This window comes from Bradyrhizobium sp. BRP23, from assembly GCF_020194135.1.
Lineage (GTDB): Bacteria > Pseudomonadota > Alphaproteobacteria > Rhizobiales > Xanthobacteraceae > Bradyrhizobium > Bradyrhizobium yuanmingense.
In genome coordinates this window covers 268,104-286,394 of record NZ_JADYVW010000007.1, presented here as the reverse complement: position 1 = coordinate 286,394, position 18,291 = coordinate 268,104, and the positions used below count along the sequence as shown (strand labels likewise).

16 protein-coding genes are annotated in these 18,291 nt (G+C 63.5%); 3 read left to right on the top strand and 13 right to left on the bottom strand.

Annotation, left to right across the window (positions count from 1 at the left end):
• The 3 genes from I6F24_RS21165 to I6F24_RS21155 all read right to left on the bottom strand — a co-directional run bounded on the left by I6F24_RS21165 (window position 1) and on the right by I6F24_RS21155 (window position 3,334).
• Window positions 1-936 carry a branched-chain amino acid ABC transporter permease gene (locus I6F24_RS21165; RefSeq protein ID WP_036011532.1) on the bottom strand — a complete coding sequence of 312 codons (936 nt, stop codon included), beginning with the start codon at window positions 934-936 and terminating at the stop codon, window positions 1-3.
• Between the two features lie 79 nt (window positions 937-1,015).
• Window positions 1,016-2,410 carry an MmgE/PrpD family protein gene (locus I6F24_RS21160; protein WP_225151586.1) on the bottom strand — a complete coding sequence of 465 codons (1,395 nt, stop codon included), beginning with the start codon at window positions 2,408-2,410 and terminating at the stop codon, window positions 1,016-1,018.
• A gap of 30 nt (window positions 2,411-2,440) precedes the next feature.
• The gene (locus I6F24_RS21155; RefSeq protein WP_225151584.1) at window positions 2,441-3,334 is read right to left on the bottom strand and encodes an NAD(P)-dependent oxidoreductase; all 894 of its coding nucleotides are present in this window, start codon (window positions 3,332-3,334) and stop codon (window positions 2,441-2,443) included.
• A 245-nt stretch (window positions 3,335-3,579) separates the two neighbouring features.
• Here I6F24_RS21155 and I6F24_RS21150 point away from each other — a divergent pair, with 245 nt between their 5' ends.
• The 3 genes from I6F24_RS21150 to I6F24_RS21140 are packed head-to-tail and all read left to right on the top strand — an operon-like array spanning window position 3,580 to window position 6,168.
• Complete coding sequence (locus I6F24_RS21150) at window positions 3,580-4,932, top strand: MmgE/PrpD family protein (RefSeq protein ID WP_225151582.1); 1,353 nt, start codon at window positions 3,580-3,582, stop codon at window positions 4,930-4,932.
• A 28-nt stretch (window positions 4,933-4,960) separates the two neighbouring features.
• Window positions 4,961-5,350, top strand: a complete 390-nt coding sequence (locus I6F24_RS21145; protein ID WP_036011521.1) for a carboxymuconolactone decarboxylase family protein — start codon at window positions 4,961-4,963, stop codon at window positions 5,348-5,350.
• 8 nt (window positions 5,351-5,358) lie between these two features.
• On the top strand, window positions 5,359-6,168 hold the full coding sequence (locus tag I6F24_RS21140; protein ID WP_036026668.1) for an N-acyl homoserine lactonase family protein: 810 nt from the start codon (window positions 5,359-5,361) through the stop codon (window positions 6,166-6,168).
• Between the two features lie 455 nt (window positions 6,169-6,623).
• On the opposite strand, the gene I6F24_RS21135 is transcribed toward I6F24_RS21140, so the two are convergent.
• The 10 genes from I6F24_RS21135 to I6F24_RS21085 all read right to left on the bottom strand — a co-directional run bounded on the left by I6F24_RS21135 (window position 6,624) and on the right by I6F24_RS21085 (window position 18,171).
• The gene (locus tag I6F24_RS21135) at window positions 6,624-7,964 is read right to left on the bottom strand and encodes an amidohydrolase family protein (protein ID WP_036026667.1); all 1,341 of its coding nucleotides are present in this window, start codon (window positions 7,962-7,964) and stop codon (window positions 6,624-6,626) included.
• Between the two features lie 539 nt (window positions 7,965-8,503).
• Window positions 8,504-11,623 (bottom strand): multidrug efflux RND transporter permease subunit, encoded by a 3,120-nt coding sequence (locus tag I6F24_RS21130; protein WP_225151580.1) that lies wholly within the window; start codon window positions 11,621-11,623, stop codon window positions 8,504-8,506.
• The gene (locus I6F24_RS21125; protein ID WP_225112290.1) at window positions 11,620-12,861 is read right to left on the bottom strand and encodes an efflux RND transporter periplasmic adaptor subunit; all 1,242 of its coding nucleotides are present in this window, start codon (window positions 12,859-12,861) and stop codon (window positions 11,620-11,622) included. Before I6F24_RS21125 ends, I6F24_RS21130 begins: the two co-directional genes overlap by 4 nt.
• Before the next feature lie 65 nt (window positions 12,862-12,926).
• Entirely contained in the window at window positions 12,927-13,166 is a 240-nt protein-coding gene (locus tag I6F24_RS21120; protein WP_063822473.1) for a hypothetical protein, read from the bottom strand.
• Between the two features lie 333 nt (window positions 13,167-13,499).
• On the bottom strand, window positions 13,500-14,057 hold the full coding sequence (locus I6F24_RS21110) for an HdeD family acid-resistance protein (protein ID WP_036026649.1): 558 nt from the start codon (window positions 14,055-14,057) through the stop codon (window positions 13,500-13,502).
• Window positions 14,058-14,204: 147 nt separating this feature from the next.
• Window positions 14,205-14,690 (bottom strand): DUF992 domain-containing protein, encoded by a 486-nt coding sequence (locus tag I6F24_RS21105; protein WP_128262852.1) that lies wholly within the window; start codon window positions 14,688-14,690, stop codon window positions 14,205-14,207.
• Entirely contained in the window at window positions 14,691-15,290 is a 600-nt protein-coding gene (locus I6F24_RS21100; protein WP_225151578.1) for a hypothetical protein, read from the bottom strand.
• Window positions 15,287-16,426, bottom strand: a complete 1,140-nt coding sequence (locus I6F24_RS21095; RefSeq protein ID WP_225151577.1) for an AI-2E family transporter — start codon at window positions 16,424-16,426, stop codon at window positions 15,287-15,289. The genes I6F24_RS21100 and I6F24_RS21095 overlap by 4 nt, the downstream gene beginning before the upstream one ends.
• Before the next feature lie 29 nt (window positions 16,427-16,455).
• Window positions 16,456-16,701 carry a hypothetical protein gene (locus I6F24_RS21090; protein ID WP_225144724.1) on the bottom strand — a complete coding sequence of 82 codons (246 nt, stop codon included), beginning with the start codon at window positions 16,699-16,701 and terminating at the stop codon, window positions 16,456-16,458.
• Between the two features lie 30 nt (window positions 16,702-16,731).
• Entirely contained in the window at window positions 16,732-18,171 is a 1,440-nt protein-coding gene (locus tag I6F24_RS21085) for a basic amino acid/polyamine antiporter (RefSeq protein WP_225151574.1), read from the bottom strand.
• Between the last annotated feature and the right edge of the window lie 120 nt (window positions 18,172-18,291).

The window sequence follows — 18,291 nt, the reverse complement described above, 5'->3', positions numbered from 1 at the left end:
TCACGTCCTCTCCACCATCCGCCCGAAGAAGCCTTGCGGTCGAAAGAAGATGATGAGGAGGAAGACGGCGAAGATCGCGGCGTTCTGCAGCTGCGTCGGCAGGATCAGCGTCGACATCTGCTGCACGAGCCCGATCGTCATGCCGCCCCAGAACGCGCCGATGATGCTGCCCATGCCGCCGAGCACGACGCCCGCATACATGACGATGACGTATTCGAGGCCGACGAACGGGTGGAACGGATAGTTCGTAGCGAGGAGGCCGCCGGCGATCGCCGTGATGCCGCAGCCGAGCGCGAAGGCGGTTCGGTGCGCGCGGTCGACGTCGATGCCCATATAGGTCGCGGCGGTCGGATTATCCGCGGCGGCGCGAAGCGATTTGCCGATCCGCGTGCGCGTGATCAGCAGCGAAAGCAGGATCATCATGATCAGCGAAACGATCATGTCGATGCTGCGCGCCTTGTTGAGAAAGATGCTCATGTCGAAGAAGGGGCCGAGCTCCCAGGCCGAGCTCGACAGCGGCGTGCGGATCGAGGCCAGCACCGAGCCGAACACGATGAGGCCGCCGTTCTGCAGGATCAGCGCGATGCCGAGCGTGAGGATCAGCTGGGCGTAGTGTCCCTCGCCTTCGAGCGAGGCGGTGCGCGTCCCCGAGACGTGCGAGATCAGTGCCCGGTGGACGAAGTAGCCGAATACGGCAAGCACGGGGCCGGCCAGCAGGATGGAGACGAACGGTCCGACGGCATTGCCGAAGAACGACTGAACGCCGGCGGCGGTGAACAGATAGAAGGCAGTGTACATGCCGAGCATCATGAAATCGCCATGGGCGAAGTTGATGACGCGCATGACGCCGAAGATTAGGCCGAGCCCGACGCACATCAGGCCGTAGACGGCGCCGATCAGAAGGCCCGCGGCGAGCGCTTGCAAAAATCCTTCCATCAGCTTCGCCTCCGCGCGGCTGACGAACCTAAGCGGGTCTCGAAGTCGACCATGTTTCCCCCGTACTCTCCGGCACTTCTTATGATGCCGATCGTAAAACCCGTTCCGCCGTGTCCAGGCGGCATAGTGCTGCGATATCGCCGGCGTTGCCGAGCCGTTCGCAGCTCTCGATGAGTTGCTCCAACTGGCACGTGCGGTCCTCACCGAGGACTCCCTGAGCGGCCGTGCGAAAGCGCGTGCGAATATCTGAAGGCGTTGCGGCGATGACGTCGGGTAGCGCGTGCCGGATCGTCCGGCCGCTCTGCAGATGCACGGTCACATCCGCGCCCTGCTTGTCGGGGAAAGCGGTGGTGAAGCCGACATCCGGCTCAAGCTTCGTGATCGCAACCAGGCGGATGATATCGACATCATCGAGTTCGGCGTAGTTGCCTTCCTCGATCTCGCCCCTCACGAGGGTGGCCGCCACGCTGAAGGGAATGCTCATCTTGGCCTGGAGCGCGTTCCGATACGGGCCGGTGGAGGCGCACCCAGGATAGCGCACGGCGGCATCGGGAGCGCGAACGACGACGCGGTCGATCTCCTCGGTGCCGGCGAGTTCGTGCGAGACGCGAAGGGCCGCTTGCGCGGCGGTCTGCGCGAAATTGCAGGCCGGGACCGGCTTGTTGTAGACCGCCATGATCTCGCATTCGCCATTCGGGAACAGCGCGATGCTGTCGGGCGCGGCCTGACGACGATAGGCGGCGAACAGGCCCGCTTCGCCTTCGAGGATCGTTTCGGAGCCGAAAGCGCCGGCTGCGGCGAGGCCGATTGCCTTGATCGCATTGCTGGCGGCGAAGCCCGGATGAAAATACATGTCGGAGCCGCCTGCATGCGGCCACTCGTTGAGACCGCTGGACGTGTTGGCCGCGATCGCGATGGCGCTGGTCGCTGCGTCTTCGGACAGGTTGAGCGCGAAACTTCCGGCGAGCGCCGCGCCCGGAGGTGCGACCAAGCCCGTCGGGCGATAGAGCCGGGCGAGGTCGGAGGTCAGGAGCGCGCGGCCGATCCGCGCGCCGGTCTCATAGCCGATGATGGCGGCTGCGAGCAGCCTTGAGCCGTGCAGCTGCGACTGTTCGGACAGCGCGAGCAATGTCGGCCAGATCACGACGCCATGATGCGCAATGCTGGCGGCATGCATGTCTTCCCGAACGAGTCCGTGCCCCATCACGGCATTGGCGAAGGCGGCATCGGCCGGCGAGGTGAGTCGCGACATTCCGACGATGGTTGCGCTGCCGCCACCTTGTGCGATCGCGATTGCCTGACGACTCCAGGGATGATGACCCGCCTCGAAGGCGCAGGACAGGAAGTCGAGCAGGCAGAGCTTGGCCTTGGCGACCACTTCAGGCCCGAAATCTCCGAGATCAACGGCAAGTGCGCTCCGCGCCATCTGGCGCGCGAGCGATACCTTGCCTGATCCGGTCGGGCTGTTCGTCATCGCAAGTGTGTCTCCCAAAGGCTCTTGCGCTCAGCCGCGCATCTCGACCCCGGCCCACTCCTCGAGCACCTTGGCGATCGAGGTGAAATCGGATGACGGGCCGTATTTGGCGTTGGTGATCGCCAGCATCTGCCGTACCACTGCGCCGCAGACCATCGGCACGCCCATGGCCTCGGCCTCGTCCACGCAGAGACGGACGTCCTTGTAGGAAAGGCCGGTGGCGAATCCGAAATCGAACGTGCCCGGCAGCACCGAACGGGGAAATTTGTCTTCGGAGGCGCTGTTGCGGCCGCTGCTGGCGTTGATGATATCGATCAGCACCTTGGCGTTGACCCCGCCCTTGACGCCCATGGCGACCGCTTCCGACGTGATCACCAGCGCCGCCGCCGCCATCAGATTGTTGGCGAGCTTGGCGGTCTGCGCCACGCCGGGCTTGTCGCCGGTGTAGAACAGCTTGCCGAAATTCTTCAGGATCGGCTGCACGATGTCGTAAGTCGCTTGCGGGCACGATACCATAACGGCGAGCGTGCCGTTCACGGCGCCCTTGATGCCGCCGCTGACAGGCGCATCGACCAGCGTCATGCCTTTGGCTTTCAGGCCTTCCGCAACGAGCTTCGCCGCGCCGGGACCAGAGGTCGAGAGATCAACGACGATCTTGGCGCGGTTGCCGCTGCTGATGCCGTCCTCGCCGAGAGTGACGGCCTTGACGATGTCGGGCGTCGGCAGACTGGCGAGCACGATGTCGGCGCGCGAGGCGACGTCGGCTGGCGACTTGCCGACCAAGGCCCCGCGCTTGACCAGCGGCTGCGTCGCCTCGGTCTGCGTGTCGTAGACGACGAGCGAATAGCCCGCGTCCATCAACCGCCCCGCCATGGGGCCGCCCATGCGGCCCGTTCCGATCACACCGAGCGTCTCTCCCGCCATCGTTCACTCCCTGTCGCGATCCCACGCGGGGCGCGCCGTCTTGATCTTGTCGTTGTCAGTTCGCCGGCCGGCCCTGACGACCGCCGTCGTTGCGGCGGCGGGTTCCCGTGCCAGCGTGCCGGATTGTTATGATTGTCAGACAAGCTGTCAAGCATAACATTTGGGGTCGACAGTTTGCCGCGGATCGGCATAAGGTCCGAAAAACGAGGAAGACGCCCCGCGTGCCGCAAGACCCAATTCCCAGCGTGAGCAGGACGCTCGCCGATTTCGTCGCGGCGACATCGTGGGCGGACGTGGAGGCGCAGAGCGGCGAGGCGCGACGCTCGATACTGAATTTCTTCGCCACGGCACTCGGCTCCGCACGCGATCCGGTGGTGATGGCGGCGATGCGAACCCTGTCGCCGTTCAGCGGCGCCGCGACCGCGACGGTCATCGGTCATTCGCAGCCGATGGACGCGATGTGCGCATCGTTTCTCAACGCCATCTCGGCCAATCTGCTCGATTTCGATGACACCCATCCCGAGACGATCATTCATCCGGCGGCCCCGGTCGCAGCTCCAGTCCTCGCTCTCGCCGAGACGCATAAACTGTCTGGACGCGAATTGTTGACGGCGTTCATCCTCGGTGTGGACGTCGAATGCCGCATCGGCGCCGCCGTTTCGCCGCGCCATTATGCGCGCGGCTGGCACATCACTTCGACCTGCGGGATCTTTGGCGCCGCGGCGGCTTGCGCCAAACTATTGGGCCTGCCCGCGGAGGGCATTGCGAATGCCATCGGGCTCGCGGCGAGCCAGTCGGCAGGCAATGTCGAGAACCTGCCCAGTGCCGCGAAGAATGTCAGCGTCGGTAACGCGGCGCGCAACGGTTTGTTTGCGGCGCTGCTTGCAGAGCAGGGTTATGAGGCAGCCCCCCACGCCATTGAAGGCCCGCTCGGTTGGGCACGCACCATGGGTGACGAGCCGGATATTGCCCGCTTGCTTGATGGTCTCGGCAAGACCTTTGAGATCGCCAAGAACACCTACAAGCCCTATCCCGCCGGCATCGTTTTTCATGCGGTCATTGATGCCTGCCTTCAGTTGCGGGAGCGGATCGGTCGGCGATTCGACCAGATTGACACCGTGACCGTTCAAGGCTCGACGCTGCTGCTTGCGCGCGGCGACCGCCCCGTCAACAACGAGCGCGATGCGCGCGTCAGCATCCATCATTGCGTGGCGTGCGGATTGCTGCTCGGCAGAGCCGGCGTTGCCGAGTTTGCACGCGAGACGGTCGTCCGGCCCGATATTGTGCAGCTGCGGCAGAAGGTGAGGGCGGAGTGGGATGACGGGATGCCGGATGGTGCGGCACGCGTGACCGTGCGCCTGTCGTCCGGCGAGGTTTTCACCGAGACCGTCATCTCGCCGCGCGGCAGCCGGGCAGCGCCGCTTGAAGATCGCGATCTCGAGGCCAAGCTGCGCGAAAGCGTGCGAACGGGCCAGAGCAATTGGGACGCGGACGGTGTTATCGACGCCGTCTGGCGTCTCGATGCGGTGGCTGACGTCGCCGAACTGCTGCGATCGTTGCGGCCGCCCTCGGCGATGCGCCGAACAACTTCCATCTAGACTCTCGCAAGACGTGAAAGGGACGATCATGACCAAGACCGAACTGTTCGAAAAGGGCCTCAAAGTCCGCAAGGAGGTGCTCGGCGAGGACTACGTCAACAAATCGATCGCCGGTGCCGACGAGTTCACGCGCACGATGGCGGAATGGTCCACCGAATTCTGCTGGGGCGCGCTGTGGACGCGGCCCGGCGTCGACCGTCGCACGCGCTCGATCGTCAATTTGGCGATGCTCGGCGCACTGAACCGGCCGCACGAGCTGAAGCTGCACGTGAAGGGTGCGTTGAAGAACGGGCTGACCAAGGAGGAGATCAAGGAGATCCTGCTCCAGGTCGCGGTCTATTGCGGCGTGCCCGCCGGCATCGACGCCTTCCGCAACGCACGCGAGGCCTTCAACGAGGTCGACGCGGCCGGCTCCTGAGCAAATCCATGGCTGACCCGATCTACGAACTCTTCGCCATCCGCTACGCAACGCGGGATGCGCAGCGGAGCGACCACTTCATCGGCGGCGATCCGCATGACGGGCCGATGCCGATGGACTATTTCATGTGGCTGGCGCGGGGAGGTGGGCGCACCTTCGTCATCGATACCGGATTCAACGCCGAAATTGCGAAGCAGCGCAGGCGGACATTCTTGCGCTGCCCGGTGGAGACTCTTGTGGCGTTCGATATCGAGCCGGCCGAAATCGAGGACGTGATCCTCACACATCTGCACTACGACCATGCCGGCAATTTCGACCGCTTTCCGAACGCGCGATTTCATCTCCAGGAGCGCGAGCTTGCCTACGCCACCGGCCGCTACATGCAATATCCGAGGTTGTCGCATTCTTTCGAGGTCGAGGACGTCTGCGGCATCGTGCGGCTGAACTATGCGCGCCGAGTCCTGTTCTACGATGGCGATGCTGAGATCGCTCCCGGGCTAACGGTCCATGCGGCGGGCGGACATTCCGCCGGGCTTCAATTCGTCCGGGTCAACACGCGCCGCGGTCCGGTCGTGCTCGCTTCCGACGTCAGTCATTTCTACGAAAACCTGACCAGCGAGCGTCCTTTTACGACGGCGTTTCATGTCGGCGACATGCTGGCGGGGTTCGACAAACTGCGCGCCGCAGCGCCGGATGCGGACCACATCGTTCCAGGTCACGATCCGCTCGTCATGATGCATTATCCAGCGCCGACCCCGGATCTGGACGGGATCGCGGTCCGCTTGGATGTGGCGCCGTCCGGGCCTGCTCACTCCTAGGGCGGCGAGAGGACCACGCACCGCATCCTTGTCGAGCTTCCGCATCTTCAACTCTGGCACGATCTGCGGCCGATCGGAGACGGCTGACTATCCTGCCAGAAAGCCGCCATCGATGGCAACGACAGTGCCCGTTGCATATTGCGAGGCCGGCATGCAGAGGACCGCAACCGCGCAGCATCTAGATCATGATGCGGTCAGGTTGGAGGCGCCAAGCGGATTGGAACGAAAGGTCTTCGCCAAGCATCGCTACATCGGCTCGATGCCGATCTTCTTGATGATCCCGGCCCACTTCGTGGACTCGGAGCTCATGAAGTCGGTCAGGCCCTTGGAGTCCATCACATCTCGGCTTACCCAAGCGAAAGGTCTGCGCTGGTTGTCGAAATATCCGGTTTGACGTCCGTCAGGCAGGGTGACAGGCCATCACTATCGGTCACAGGCGCAGCCGTGAGAATAGGTCACTTGGGATTGGTGTCTTTGTAGATGATCCCGTCCTTCATGATGACGACAAGCTTATTTGCGGGGTCCTCGATGAGGCGAATGTCTTCCAGCGGATTGCCATCGACGAGCAGGAGATCGGCCAATGCGCCTTCCTCGACCACTCCGATCCTGCCGGGATAAGGATTCCGCGCTCCGGAAAGCGCGAGCAGCTCTCCATTGGTTGAGGTCGCCATCGTCAGCGCTTCCGCCGGCGTGAACCACCGCGTGAGGTCTACGATGCCCTGACCCTGATGCTCGGCCAGTGGCTTCGAGAAGAGGATATCTGTTCCAAAGGCGGTCTTGATCCCAAACTTCTTGACGAGCCCGTACACGGTGTCCGTTCCCGCAACAACCTGGCGCATCTGCGCCTGTTGGGCGGGCGGGAGCATGGCTGCGCCGCCGAGGTCTACGAACGGCTGAGTGCTCAGCCAGATTTGCTTCTCGGCGATGAGGCGTGCAGTCGGTTCATCCATGAGATGACCATGCTCGATCACTTTGACGCCCGCGGCGATGGAACGTCGAATTGCGCTCGGTGTATATGCGTGTGTTGCAACATACGTCCCCCAATCGGTGGCGGTTTCGACGGCCGCGCGCAAGTCCGCTTCGCTGAATGTGGTCACATCAAGTGGGCTGAAAGGCGAGGCGACGCCTCCCCCTGCCGTCAGCTTGACCTGGGACGCGCCCTGCATGAGCTGTTCGCGCACGCGCTTGCGGACCTCGTCGGGATCATCCGCGATGATGCTTCCGCCGAGCTGTTCGACGCGGCTTGTTCCGCCCTGACTTTGCGGCAGCTCCCAAAGCTCGCGGAAGTCTCCATGGCCGCCGGTGACCGTGATGACGGCTCCCGATGGATAGATGCGAGGACCCGGGACGAGACCTTCATCGATCGCGCGTTTGAGTGAGAAGGTGGGGCCGCCCATGTCCCTGACTGTCGTGAATCCGCGCATCAGTGTCGCTGTCGCTTCCGCGCTCGCCAGCAGCGTCGTATATCCGAGGTCGCTCGACAGCATCTGCGCGGGTGTCGGACGGACCATCATCGCGTGCCAATGCATGTCGCTGAGCCCGGGCATCAGCACGCGTCCACCGCCTTGTATGACGCGGGCGTCCACGCGACGATCGGTTGGAATGGGAGCGGTCACGATCCGCTCGATGATGTTTCCGCGGATGACGACATTCGATGGGACGGAAAGCGTCTGGCTCTTCCCGTCAAAGATGCGCACGTTCTCGAAGACGGTGACTGCAATCCGCTCTTGCGGCTCTGCCGGCGTGAGAAAGGTGCACGTCGCAACAATGATCGTGGCACACTCGGCTATCCGCATTTGCAGTGTTCCTTCCTAGCATGTCGTATTCTCTCGCCAGCGGCGCGGAGCCCGGCGGGAGTTGTCACGCCGCATACGAGTTCGTTCCGAGTCGCTCGACCGACGACCATCGGACCGTGACCATTTGGCGAGAGCCATTCATCAGAATATTCGTGGCAAGGTCGGGTCCCTATGCTGTTACATTCGACTTGCGCCAGCTTCCGCTTGATGTGAGCTCCGTTGCACCAAAGGACCCGCGTAGAAGTACGTTCCGCGGATTGAGCGGGATCCCCGAGCCTTCCAGTCCGCCAGCTTAGAGACGCCGTCTGTCCCGTACATTAGGGATTCTCTGTACACCGGCGGAGCAGGAATCGGGGTGCCAACTGTGGAAATAGCGCTCTATCAAAGCTCTACCCGGGTAAACTTGGTTCAACTTTCTGCGCAGCTTACTAATAATCTCTCGTAATCCGGCAGCGTACTCCTCAATCATCGAAGTAGCTCATCTAAGCCAGACGACATTCTTTCGTTACGTTCTATGTTTTTGTTAGGATCGGGCATTCTTAGCCGCTTTTGATTGTGCCTTTCGCGCGCTCCCGTATGCGCTGGGAGGTGACGTAGAGCATCGGCACCAGGAAGATCCCGATCGAGCTTGCTGCGAGCATACCAGCGAAGACAGCGGTGCCCACTGCTCTGCGGCTCAGCGCGGCAGCTCCGGTCGCAATGACCAGCGGCAGAAGGCCGAGGATGAACGCAAGTGACGTCATCATGACCGCACGAAAACGCATATGAGCACCCTGAACCGCGGCCTCACAGATCGGGATACCCGCCTCCCGCTGTTCCCTCGCAAACTCGACGATCAGGATGCCGTTCTTGGCGGCAAGAGCGATCAGCACAACGAGGCCGATCTGGCCATAGAGGTCGAGATTGAGGCGCGCAGTCATGATGCCGAGATAAGATCCGAGCACACCGACGACCACCGACAGCAGCACCGGGATCGGGATCACCGTGCTCTCGTAAAGTGCGACCAGGAACAGATAGGCGAACATCACGGCCAGCGCGAGCACGATTCCGGTCTGACCTGCCGCTCCCTGCTCCTGAAAGGCGGTGCCGGTCCAGGCGAAGTCGTAGCCGGACGGCAGCACGGTGTCGGAGATCTGCGCCATCGCGGATAGCGCGGTGCCCGAAGAGGTCCCCGGCGCAGGGCTGCCGTTCACCGTCACGGAACGATGATTGTTGTAGCGAGTGATGACCTGCGGCCCGGTTACGACCCTGACGTCGGCCAGCGCCCGCATCGGCACCATCTCGCCTTTGTTGTTGCGCACGTAGATCCGCCAGATATCCGAGACGTGGGCGCGATCGGATGCGTCGCCCTGAACGTTGACCTGCCAGGTGCGTCCGAACAGGTTGAAGTTGTTGACGTAGACGCCGCCGAGCGTCGCCTGCAGCGCCATGAAGATGTCATTGACCGCGATCCCCAGCGCTTGGGCCTTGCGGCGGTCGACGTCGAGATAGAGCGACGGATTGGTCGCGGTGAAGGTCGAGAACACGCGCGTGAGCCGCGAATCGGCGTTGGCGGCGCCGATCAGGGCGTTTGCCACGCTGGAGATCGCGGCTGGGCCCTGTCCTTCCAGAGCTTGAAGCTGGTACTCGAATCCGCCGCCGGTGGAGAGGCCGATGATCGGCGGCAGGTTGAACGGCAGCACATTGGCTTGTCGTACCTGGGCACCGGCTGCGAATGTCCTGGAGATTAGCGCCTGCGCCGAGTCTGCGGCCGCCGTCCGGTCGGAAAATGGCTTGAGCCGCGCCACCACCAGTGCGCTGTTCGATTGGGAGACGCCATCGAGCAGTGAAAAGCCGATCACCGCGAGCACGTGATCGACGGCCGGCATCTGTTTCAGGACGTCTTCGATCTGGCGCGTAACCTGGCTGGTGCGCGCGACCGACGCGCCGTCGGGCAGTTGTACGGAGGTGAAGAAGGCGCCCTGGTCCTCCTCCGGCAGGAAGCCGGTCGGGGTTAGCAGTGAGACACCGAAGATGCCGGCGGCGAATACCGCAACCAGCAGCAGCGAGAGGGCGGCCCGGCGCACGAGGTAGCGGACGCCGTTGCCGTAGCGCTCGCGCAACCAGTCGATACCGCCGAGTACACGGCCGATGATGCCGCGGGGCCGTCTGCCGTGACGCATCAGCAGCGCGCACAGTGCAGGGGATAGCGTCAGGGCGTTCAGCGCCGAAATCAACATTGCGGCGCTGATCGTCACGGCGAACTGACGGAACAACGTGCCCGAAATGCCGGGAATGAACGCAATCGGCACGAAGACCGAGAGCAGCACCAGCGTGATCGCGATGATCGGCGCGGTGATCTGGGTCATGGCTTTCTTGGTGGCCTCGGCTGGAGCCAGGCTTGGTTCCGCCGCCATGACGCGCTCGACATTCTCCACGACGACGATGGCATCGTCGACGACGATGCCGATGGCGAGGACCATCGCGAGCAGCGATACCGTATTGGCCGAATAGCCGAACGCGAGCAGAACTGCGAACGTGCCGATCAGGCTCACCGGTACTGCGATGGCCGGGATCACCGTCGCACGGAGACTACCGAGGAAGATATAGACGACCAGCATCACGAGGACGAAGGCTTCGGCCAGTGTCCGCAAGACCTCCGCGATCGTGTCCCGAACGAAGCTCGTGGAATCGTATTGGACGAGATAGTTCAGTCCAGGCGGAAATCGCGTTGACAGCCGTTGCATCGTCTCGGCCACCGCTCGCGCCGTGGTCACCGCGTTCGCTCCCGGCGCAAGGTAGACTGCGATCGGAACGGCGGCGCGCCCGTCGATCCGCGCCTCGCTGTCGACGTTTTGCGCACCGATCTCGACGCGCGCGACGTCTTTCACCAGCAGCGAGGATCCGTCGGGATTGGCGCGCAGCACGATGTTTGCGAATTGATCGGCGCTGGCGAGTCGGCCGAGGGTCTGCACGTTGAATTGGAACTGCTGATCGTCGCTGATCGGCCGCGCGCCGATGCGGCCGACGGCAGCTTGGACGCTCTGCGCGCGGATCGCGGCAATCACGTCCGACGGGGTCAAGCTGAGGCTGGTGAGCCGCTGCGAATCGAACCAGATTCGCATCGAATAGTTCATCTTTGCGAACAGGTTCGCTTGGCCGACACCCGGCGTGCTCGCGATCGCGTCCAGCGCGTTGATGATGGCGTAGTTGGTGATGAAGAGGGGATCCTGCTGGCCGTCGGCGCTGTAGAGCACGAGGAACTGCAGGATCGACGAGGATCGCTTCTGCACCCTCACGCCTTGCTGCTGCACCTCCGTCGGCAACTGCGACAGGGCGCTCTGCACGCGATTATTGACGTTGACCGTGTTGATGTCGGCATTGGTGCCATGCGCGAACGAAATGGTGAGCGTGTAGCTGCCGTCATTGCCGCTTGTCGATTTCATGTAGAGCGCGCGGTCGACGCCGATCACCTGCGCTTCGAGAGGCTGGGCGACGCTGCTTTCCACGACCTCGGCGGACGCGCCTGGGAAGGTCGTGGAGACGGTCACCTGCGGCGGCACGATATCCGGAAATTGCGCCACGGGAATTTGCGTGAGTGCCAACGCGCCGGCAATGGTGATGAGAAGTGCGATCACTATCGCAAGGCGCGGACGATCGACGAAGACGCCCGATATCATGGAGTGCGGTCCGCGGCGTGGGGCCGGATCGGAGTGCCGCGGCCGCTCCGCGGTGGCGCCTCGCTCGCTGCGCCGTCCATGCTCGACCGCAGGAGTGCGCTTGCTGCATCCGGAGCGACGGTCTGACCCGCGCGAACCCGCTGCAACCCTTCGGCGATCACCTTGTCGCCGGCAGCAAGCCCGCCGATGACGGCGGCAATTGTTGCGGTCGATTGTCCGAGCTGAACGCGCCGCTCCTCTGCCTTATTGTCCTTGCCGACGACGAGAACATAGTCGCCGCGCTGGTCGGACAACACCGCCGCGCGTGGGATCGCAAGTACTTCGATCGGCTGGACGCCTTCGAGCAGAACGGTGACGAACTCGCCGTCGGTCAGCTCGTGCGCGGTCACGCCTGCGGCAGACGGGGCGCGCAAGATCGGGTTGGCAATCTCGCCGCGGACCATGATCGTGTCGGTATTCTGGGCGATGCTGTTGTCGACGAAGTTCAGTCTGCCGGACTGACCGTACATACGGCCGTCCGGCAGCCGCAGCCTGATCGTCACCGCCTCGAGACCGCCTTGTGGGAGGTACCGCTCGCGCAGCTCGAGCCCCTCTCGCAGCGGCACCGGGAAAGTGACGTGCATCGGGTCCTGGCTGACGATCGTGGTCAGCACGCCGGAGGAGGGCCCGACGATGTTGCCTTCGGTTACCGCCGTGCGACCGATCTTGCCGTCGATCGGAGCATTGATGACGGTGTAGTCGAGATTGATTTGGGAGGCCTGGACCTGCGCCTGGGCAGCCTGGACCTGGGCCTGTAAGCTGCGCTGGGTGGCGAGCGCGGCGTCATAGGTCGATTGCTGCCCGGCCGGCCCGCCGAGAAGGGTGTGCGCGCGCTCCGTCGTCAGCCTGGCGTTTTCCAGCATCGCCTCGAGTTGCGCCACCTGCGCCTGCTTGGCTGCGAGATCGGCCTCGAATGGGCCGCGCTCCAGCCGATAGAGCTGGTCGCCCTTTTTGATCTCGGCACCCTCGTTGAACAGCCGCTGCTCCAGAGCGGCGGTGACACGGGCCGTCACGTTGACCCGGTTGACCGCCTCAACTCGGCCGAGGAACTCGTTGCTTTCGGTGATCAGCCGGCGCGTTGCCTCCACAACGCCGACGGCAGGCGTGGAAGGCGTCGGCTGGGTCCGGACAGTCCCGCCGATCGAGACCGTAACCAATCCTGCCGCCAGTAATCTGGTCGCGACGTCAGCAAGGTTCATGGTCCGCTCCGTGTTCCAGAGCTCCGAACGCCGACGTCACTTCGTTCGGCGTCTGGCGGACTGCATTACTCGCGCTGCGTCCTGTTGCTGCGGGCTGGTTCGTCGTAACCTTTGCGATGGCTGTAGAACATCAGCGCGATCAGGCCGCAGCCTAAGATCAGGATGAGAATCACGGCTCCGGTCAGGATGACGTTTCCATAGAGGGGCATCGGCGTCGATCGCCAGACCGACACGCAAAACCAGCTCGCCCCGACCAGCAGACCGGCCAGCAAGGCGGCGATCGCCCATTGGTTCCTGTCGCGCATCGTTACCTCCATCAGCTCGCAAGGCTTCGGAGACCCGCCTAGACCCAACGCCATCCGCAGCGGCGCCGGCCGCGATGCCACCAGCAGACCCAGCGCCGGTGCCGGCGACGGCGCGGTGGAGGGCCCCAGCCGGGTCGCGGAGGCGGTCCCCACTGCGTCTTGATCAGTTCTGATGACGTGGTGGCGCGTCGCGGATCTGGATCGATCGGCAGCGCTTCGGCAACGTCGATCAAGCGAACGCCGGTGGCGCCGAGCGCGGCAGCGGCAAGGGCGCTCGTTGCAAAGCCTAGGAAGGCTCGGCGGCTGGAACCAACCATGTGTCGTCCTCCTCTGTCACGCAGTCGATCGCAGCGATTGCAGGGCGTAGAGCAGCCATGCGAGGCCATGTGAGATCAGGTCGACGCCGAGCAGGAAGCCGAGCGCCCAGACGCTAATATCCGGGAAGCCAAACAGGATGAGCACGCCGGCGGCCATGGCGAAGACGCCAGAGATCAGCATCATCCAGCCGTTCTGTCGCCAATAGGCGAAACTCAGCACGCATCGAACGACGCCGGATGCGAATAGCAGCGCGCCGAGGAAATAGGTCAGGATCAGTGCACCCGACACCGGCTGGGTGAGAAGGATCAGGCCGAATGCGAGGTAGAGCGCACCGAGAATGATCCGCCACAGGAAACTGCCCCAACCCTTTGTCCAGAACGCATGCGCGATCTCGAAGGCGCCGGCAGCGATTGCGGTGAGCCCAATGAACTTGACACTGATGATCGTGGCGAAGGCGAGATCGCCGAGGGCGAGGAGGCCGGCGGCGATCAGGACAATTCCGAGGAGAGCGCAAGCCCATAGCGGTGGGGCACCCAGCGTGTTGAGATCGTCGCGGCTGTCGTAGACGGTCATGCGAACCTCCTGGGTGCTTACGCTCCGATCGACACGCCTTCGATCCTAGACTTGAACCAGCAGGTCCAACATCGGACGAAACCCGGAGTTGAGGGGCGGGAATATTCTCATTCCAACTTGTTGCGACCTTTCCTGAGCGGACACGGCTCATCGCGGTCCGCGCGGGCCCAGTGTCAGATGGGTCACGCCGGCCGCGAGATTGAGCCCGATCGAGCGTTCGATCGAGATCGGCTGGAGCATGATGCTCCTGCGCGAGCCGCCAATCAGGACGTTGGCGCCGAGGCCGGGGCCTAGAGCGAAATTGCCACTCGCGCCCACATAGCTGCCGCGCAAAGTGCCGGCACCAATCCGCGAAGTCCTGGCGAACACGGCCCAGGACAGCGTGCCGGCGCTGGTCACGCCGAGATCAAGGCCGAGGCGTCTGATCCGTCCCTCGTAGATGTAGCGGCGGGCAGGGCGCACCCCATCGAACACGCAGCGCAGCGACTGCGTCGATCCGAGCACCAGTCCAACGCGTGGCTCCGAGAAGCATAGCAGCCTGCCTATTCTGAATCTCTCGGCTCCTGCGGGCGAGGGAATCGTCAACAGCACCGCCACTGCGCCGACGGCCGCGAGATATGGCAATTGTCGCATTCAAGCCTCCGCCTGGTGCTTTGTTTCGGTCGGCGCCCGCGGCGGGCCGCCGTCCCGGTGCAGCCAGAACGAAATGGCCAGCCCGATCAGCAGCACGGCGCCGAGCAGGAAGAAGAAGATGGATTGCTTCAGCCACGAGATCGCCGGGACGGCTGCGCCCATTGCAAGGCCGAGAAAAGCGATCTGCAATGACAACAGGCTGATGCCTGCGAGGAATGTGCCGAGCGCGAGCAGCGTCAGCAGGACGAGACCGGTTGCCGGCGTCGGGAGCAGTTGCTGAACGCCGGAGACCAGGATGATGTTCATCGTGATCAGGACGGCGATCCAGTGCAGCGCCTGGGTCCAGATCAGACGAATCTGGCCCTCCCTGCCTTCGATCTCCGGCCATTTGGTGATGACGCAGACCACCCCGATCGCCAGCGCCAGGAATTCCCAATAGCCGATCAGCGGCTGGTGCGAGACGTTGGTATAGGCAACTCCTGCGATGGCGAGCAGCAGCGCGACGGCGTACGGAAGCTGCTGCCAGACAAGACGCCCCATTCCCGAGCGAGCCTGTTGAGGCACGTGGTCTTCACGCTGCTGTGCATCCGTTTCGCTCATGGCTGCTCACCCAGGATTGGGGGATCGGTCGTTGCCGGTTCGATCCTGTCTCCGAGATAATCCTCGACATACAACCTGATGATCGCCACCCGTCCGACCGCGACGAGCGGCATCGCGAGCGCAATGCCCATGACGCCGAACAAGGCGCCCAGCAGGACGATGGCGACCAGGGTCCAGGCTGGCGGGGTCTCGACCGCATGCCGCTGAATCAGCGGGCCGATGACGTAACCTTCGATCGACTGGATGATGGTGTAGACCGCGACCGCCCAGATCAGCGGCGAGGCTCCGAGCGGCATCGCAACGAGCGCGATCGGGATCGCGGCGACGATTGGCCCAAGATAGGGGATGAAGTTCGACAATCCTGCCTGCAATCCGAGAACGAATGGGCCAGGCAGGCCGATGAGATAAAGGGCAAGCCAGACGAAGAGCGTCATCAGGATGATGCGGATCAACTGGCCGACGAACCACAGCCGCATCACGGTGCCCATCTCGTCCATCACCTCGCGCGCGCGGGCCCGGTAAGATTGCCTGACCAGCACGACCACGCTGTCGCGGTAGCTGATGGGATCGAAGGCGAAGAGAATGCCGAGGAACAAGATCACGAGCACGGCGGTCAAAAGGCTCGAGGCGCCGCCGAGCAGGAATTGCGCATGGCTGAGGAACCGACCCTGGTCGGCGAACAGCCACTGCGCGAAGTCACGCCCCCATTCCGGGCCGAGCAGATCCACGCCATAAGACAACAAATGCTCTTGCAGGATGTCGACCTGGGCATCCATGACTTTCAGCAGCACACGCGTCTGCTCCGGCAGCTTACCGGTCCCCCAGGCCAGCCCGAAGCCTGCCAGCGCCGACAGCAGCAGGAGAACGAGCGTCAGACGCCAGACGCGGCTGAGAGGAAGAACGGGCGCCAAAGCCCGGGCTGCGGCATCGAGAAAGGCTGCGAAAAGCACGCCTGCGAACACGATCAAGAGACTCGACACCGTTTGCCAGACCAGGAAGAGGGCCACGGCCACGACGAGCACAGTGAGGCTGATCGCAAGCAGGCTCGGTCGTCCGGATTGGACCGAATCGTCGATCGGGCTCTCATTCCGAACGAGGCCGCGGACCCGCTCGGATCCGACCCTGGCGTCGCTCATCGATCGGTCCGCCGTCATGTGGTCACGCCTCACGAGCGGACGCGGCGGCTGCCAAAATGCGGATGCTTGCCGCCGCGATGACGCCAATAGCGATGCTTGAATGGATTCGTGTTGGTGTTGATGTTGGGCCTCGCATCGCCCGGGGCGGCCGTGCCGGTTTGCTTCGGCGCGGCCAGGGTATCGTCCTTCGGCTGAGCCGGGGAAATGCTTGACGGCAGAGTGGCGGCTACGACTGCGGTGAGGAACAGGGTACGATAGTTGATCCACATCTTCATCCTCGCCTCCATGCGGTCAGCGACAATCGGTCAGATCGAGATGGCTCCGACGGCCAGGCCGTAGATTCCGATTCCTGCGGCGATGGCCACGGCGCCGAACAGGAGGGACTCGGCCGGCTTGAAAAGCCGTTCCTTGCGTTCGCGCCTGGCGATCAGGAACAGCAGCGTTCCCGGTGCATAGAGGATCGCGGACAGCAGGAGAAATTTCGTCCCGCCGGCGTAGATCATGCCCGCCGCGTAGAGCGTCGCGACGGCCGCGAAGATCCCTTCGCGGGTACGGGCGCGCTCGCCGGAAGCATAGGCCTCACCGGTCCATGCGAGCCTCAGGCCGTAGGCCGCCACGAGAAGATAGGGGACCAGCGTCATTGCGCTCGTCATCTTCAGGGCGAGCGTGAAGGCATATTCGGCAAACCAGCTCACAAGGAGAAACGTCTGGATCACGCAATTCGTGAGCCAAAGCGCACCGACAGGAACCTTGTGAACGTTCTCGCGCGCCAGAAAGGCCGGCATCGTGCGCTGAATGGCCGCTGAGTGCAGGATCTCGGCCGCAAGGAGGGACCATGACAGGTAATTGCCGAGGATCGAGATCAGCAATGCGATACTGATGAACACACCGCCCCAGCGGCCGACCATGGCCTCCATCACGCCTGCCATCGATGGTGTCGGCAGGTCCGCGAGCCCGCTCCGCGGCAGGATGCCGTAGGACAGGAGTGTCACGAGCACGAGAAGGCAGAGAACGGTCAGAAAGCCGGTGACCGTCGCGATACCGATGTCGTCGCGCCTTCGTGCGTAACGCGAATACACGCTCGCGCCCTCGATGCCGACGAAGACGAACACCGTGAGCAGCATCGTGCTGCGGACCTGGCTCAACACCTGCCCGGCGTCGGGCTCGGTCGTTCCCCAGAAATTGTCGGAGAAAAGCCCGCGGTTCAGGGCGACCGCAGCCACCACGATGAACAGCACGATGGGGATGATCTTCGCGAAAGTTGTGACCGTGTTGAGCGCGGCAGCCCCCTTGATGCCGCGCAGCACCAGAATATGGACGCTCCAAAGCAGCACGGAGGCCGAAGCGATGGCTACCGGCGTGGTGCCGTCGCCGAACACGGGGAAGAATTGGCCGAGCGTGGCCTTGATCAGGATGAGGCAGGCGACGTCGGCTAGACAACAGCCGATCCAGTAGCCGGCGGCGGACGCAAAGCCGATGTAGTCACCGAAACCGGCTTTGGCATAGGCGTAGATGCCCGCATCGAGCTCCGGCTTGCGCCGGGATAGCGATTGGAACACGAAGGCCAGAGTCAACATGCCGGTGCCAGCAATCATCCAGGCAATGATCGCTCCCAAAGCGCCGGTGGTGCGCCCGAACTGAGCCGGCAATGCGAAGATGCCGGAGCCGACCATCGACCCGATCACCAGGGCGATCAGCGCATTGCGCGAAAGCTTCTGATCGGCCTCGCTTGTCGAAGCAGCCATGATGGATGCCTTCCGATCCGAGGCGGCTGCATTCGCGGCCTCCCTCCCGGAACCTTAGAGCCACCTCCCGCGTGCGCACATCAGGGATTGTCTGTAGGAAGAGAGGCAGGAAATCGGTGG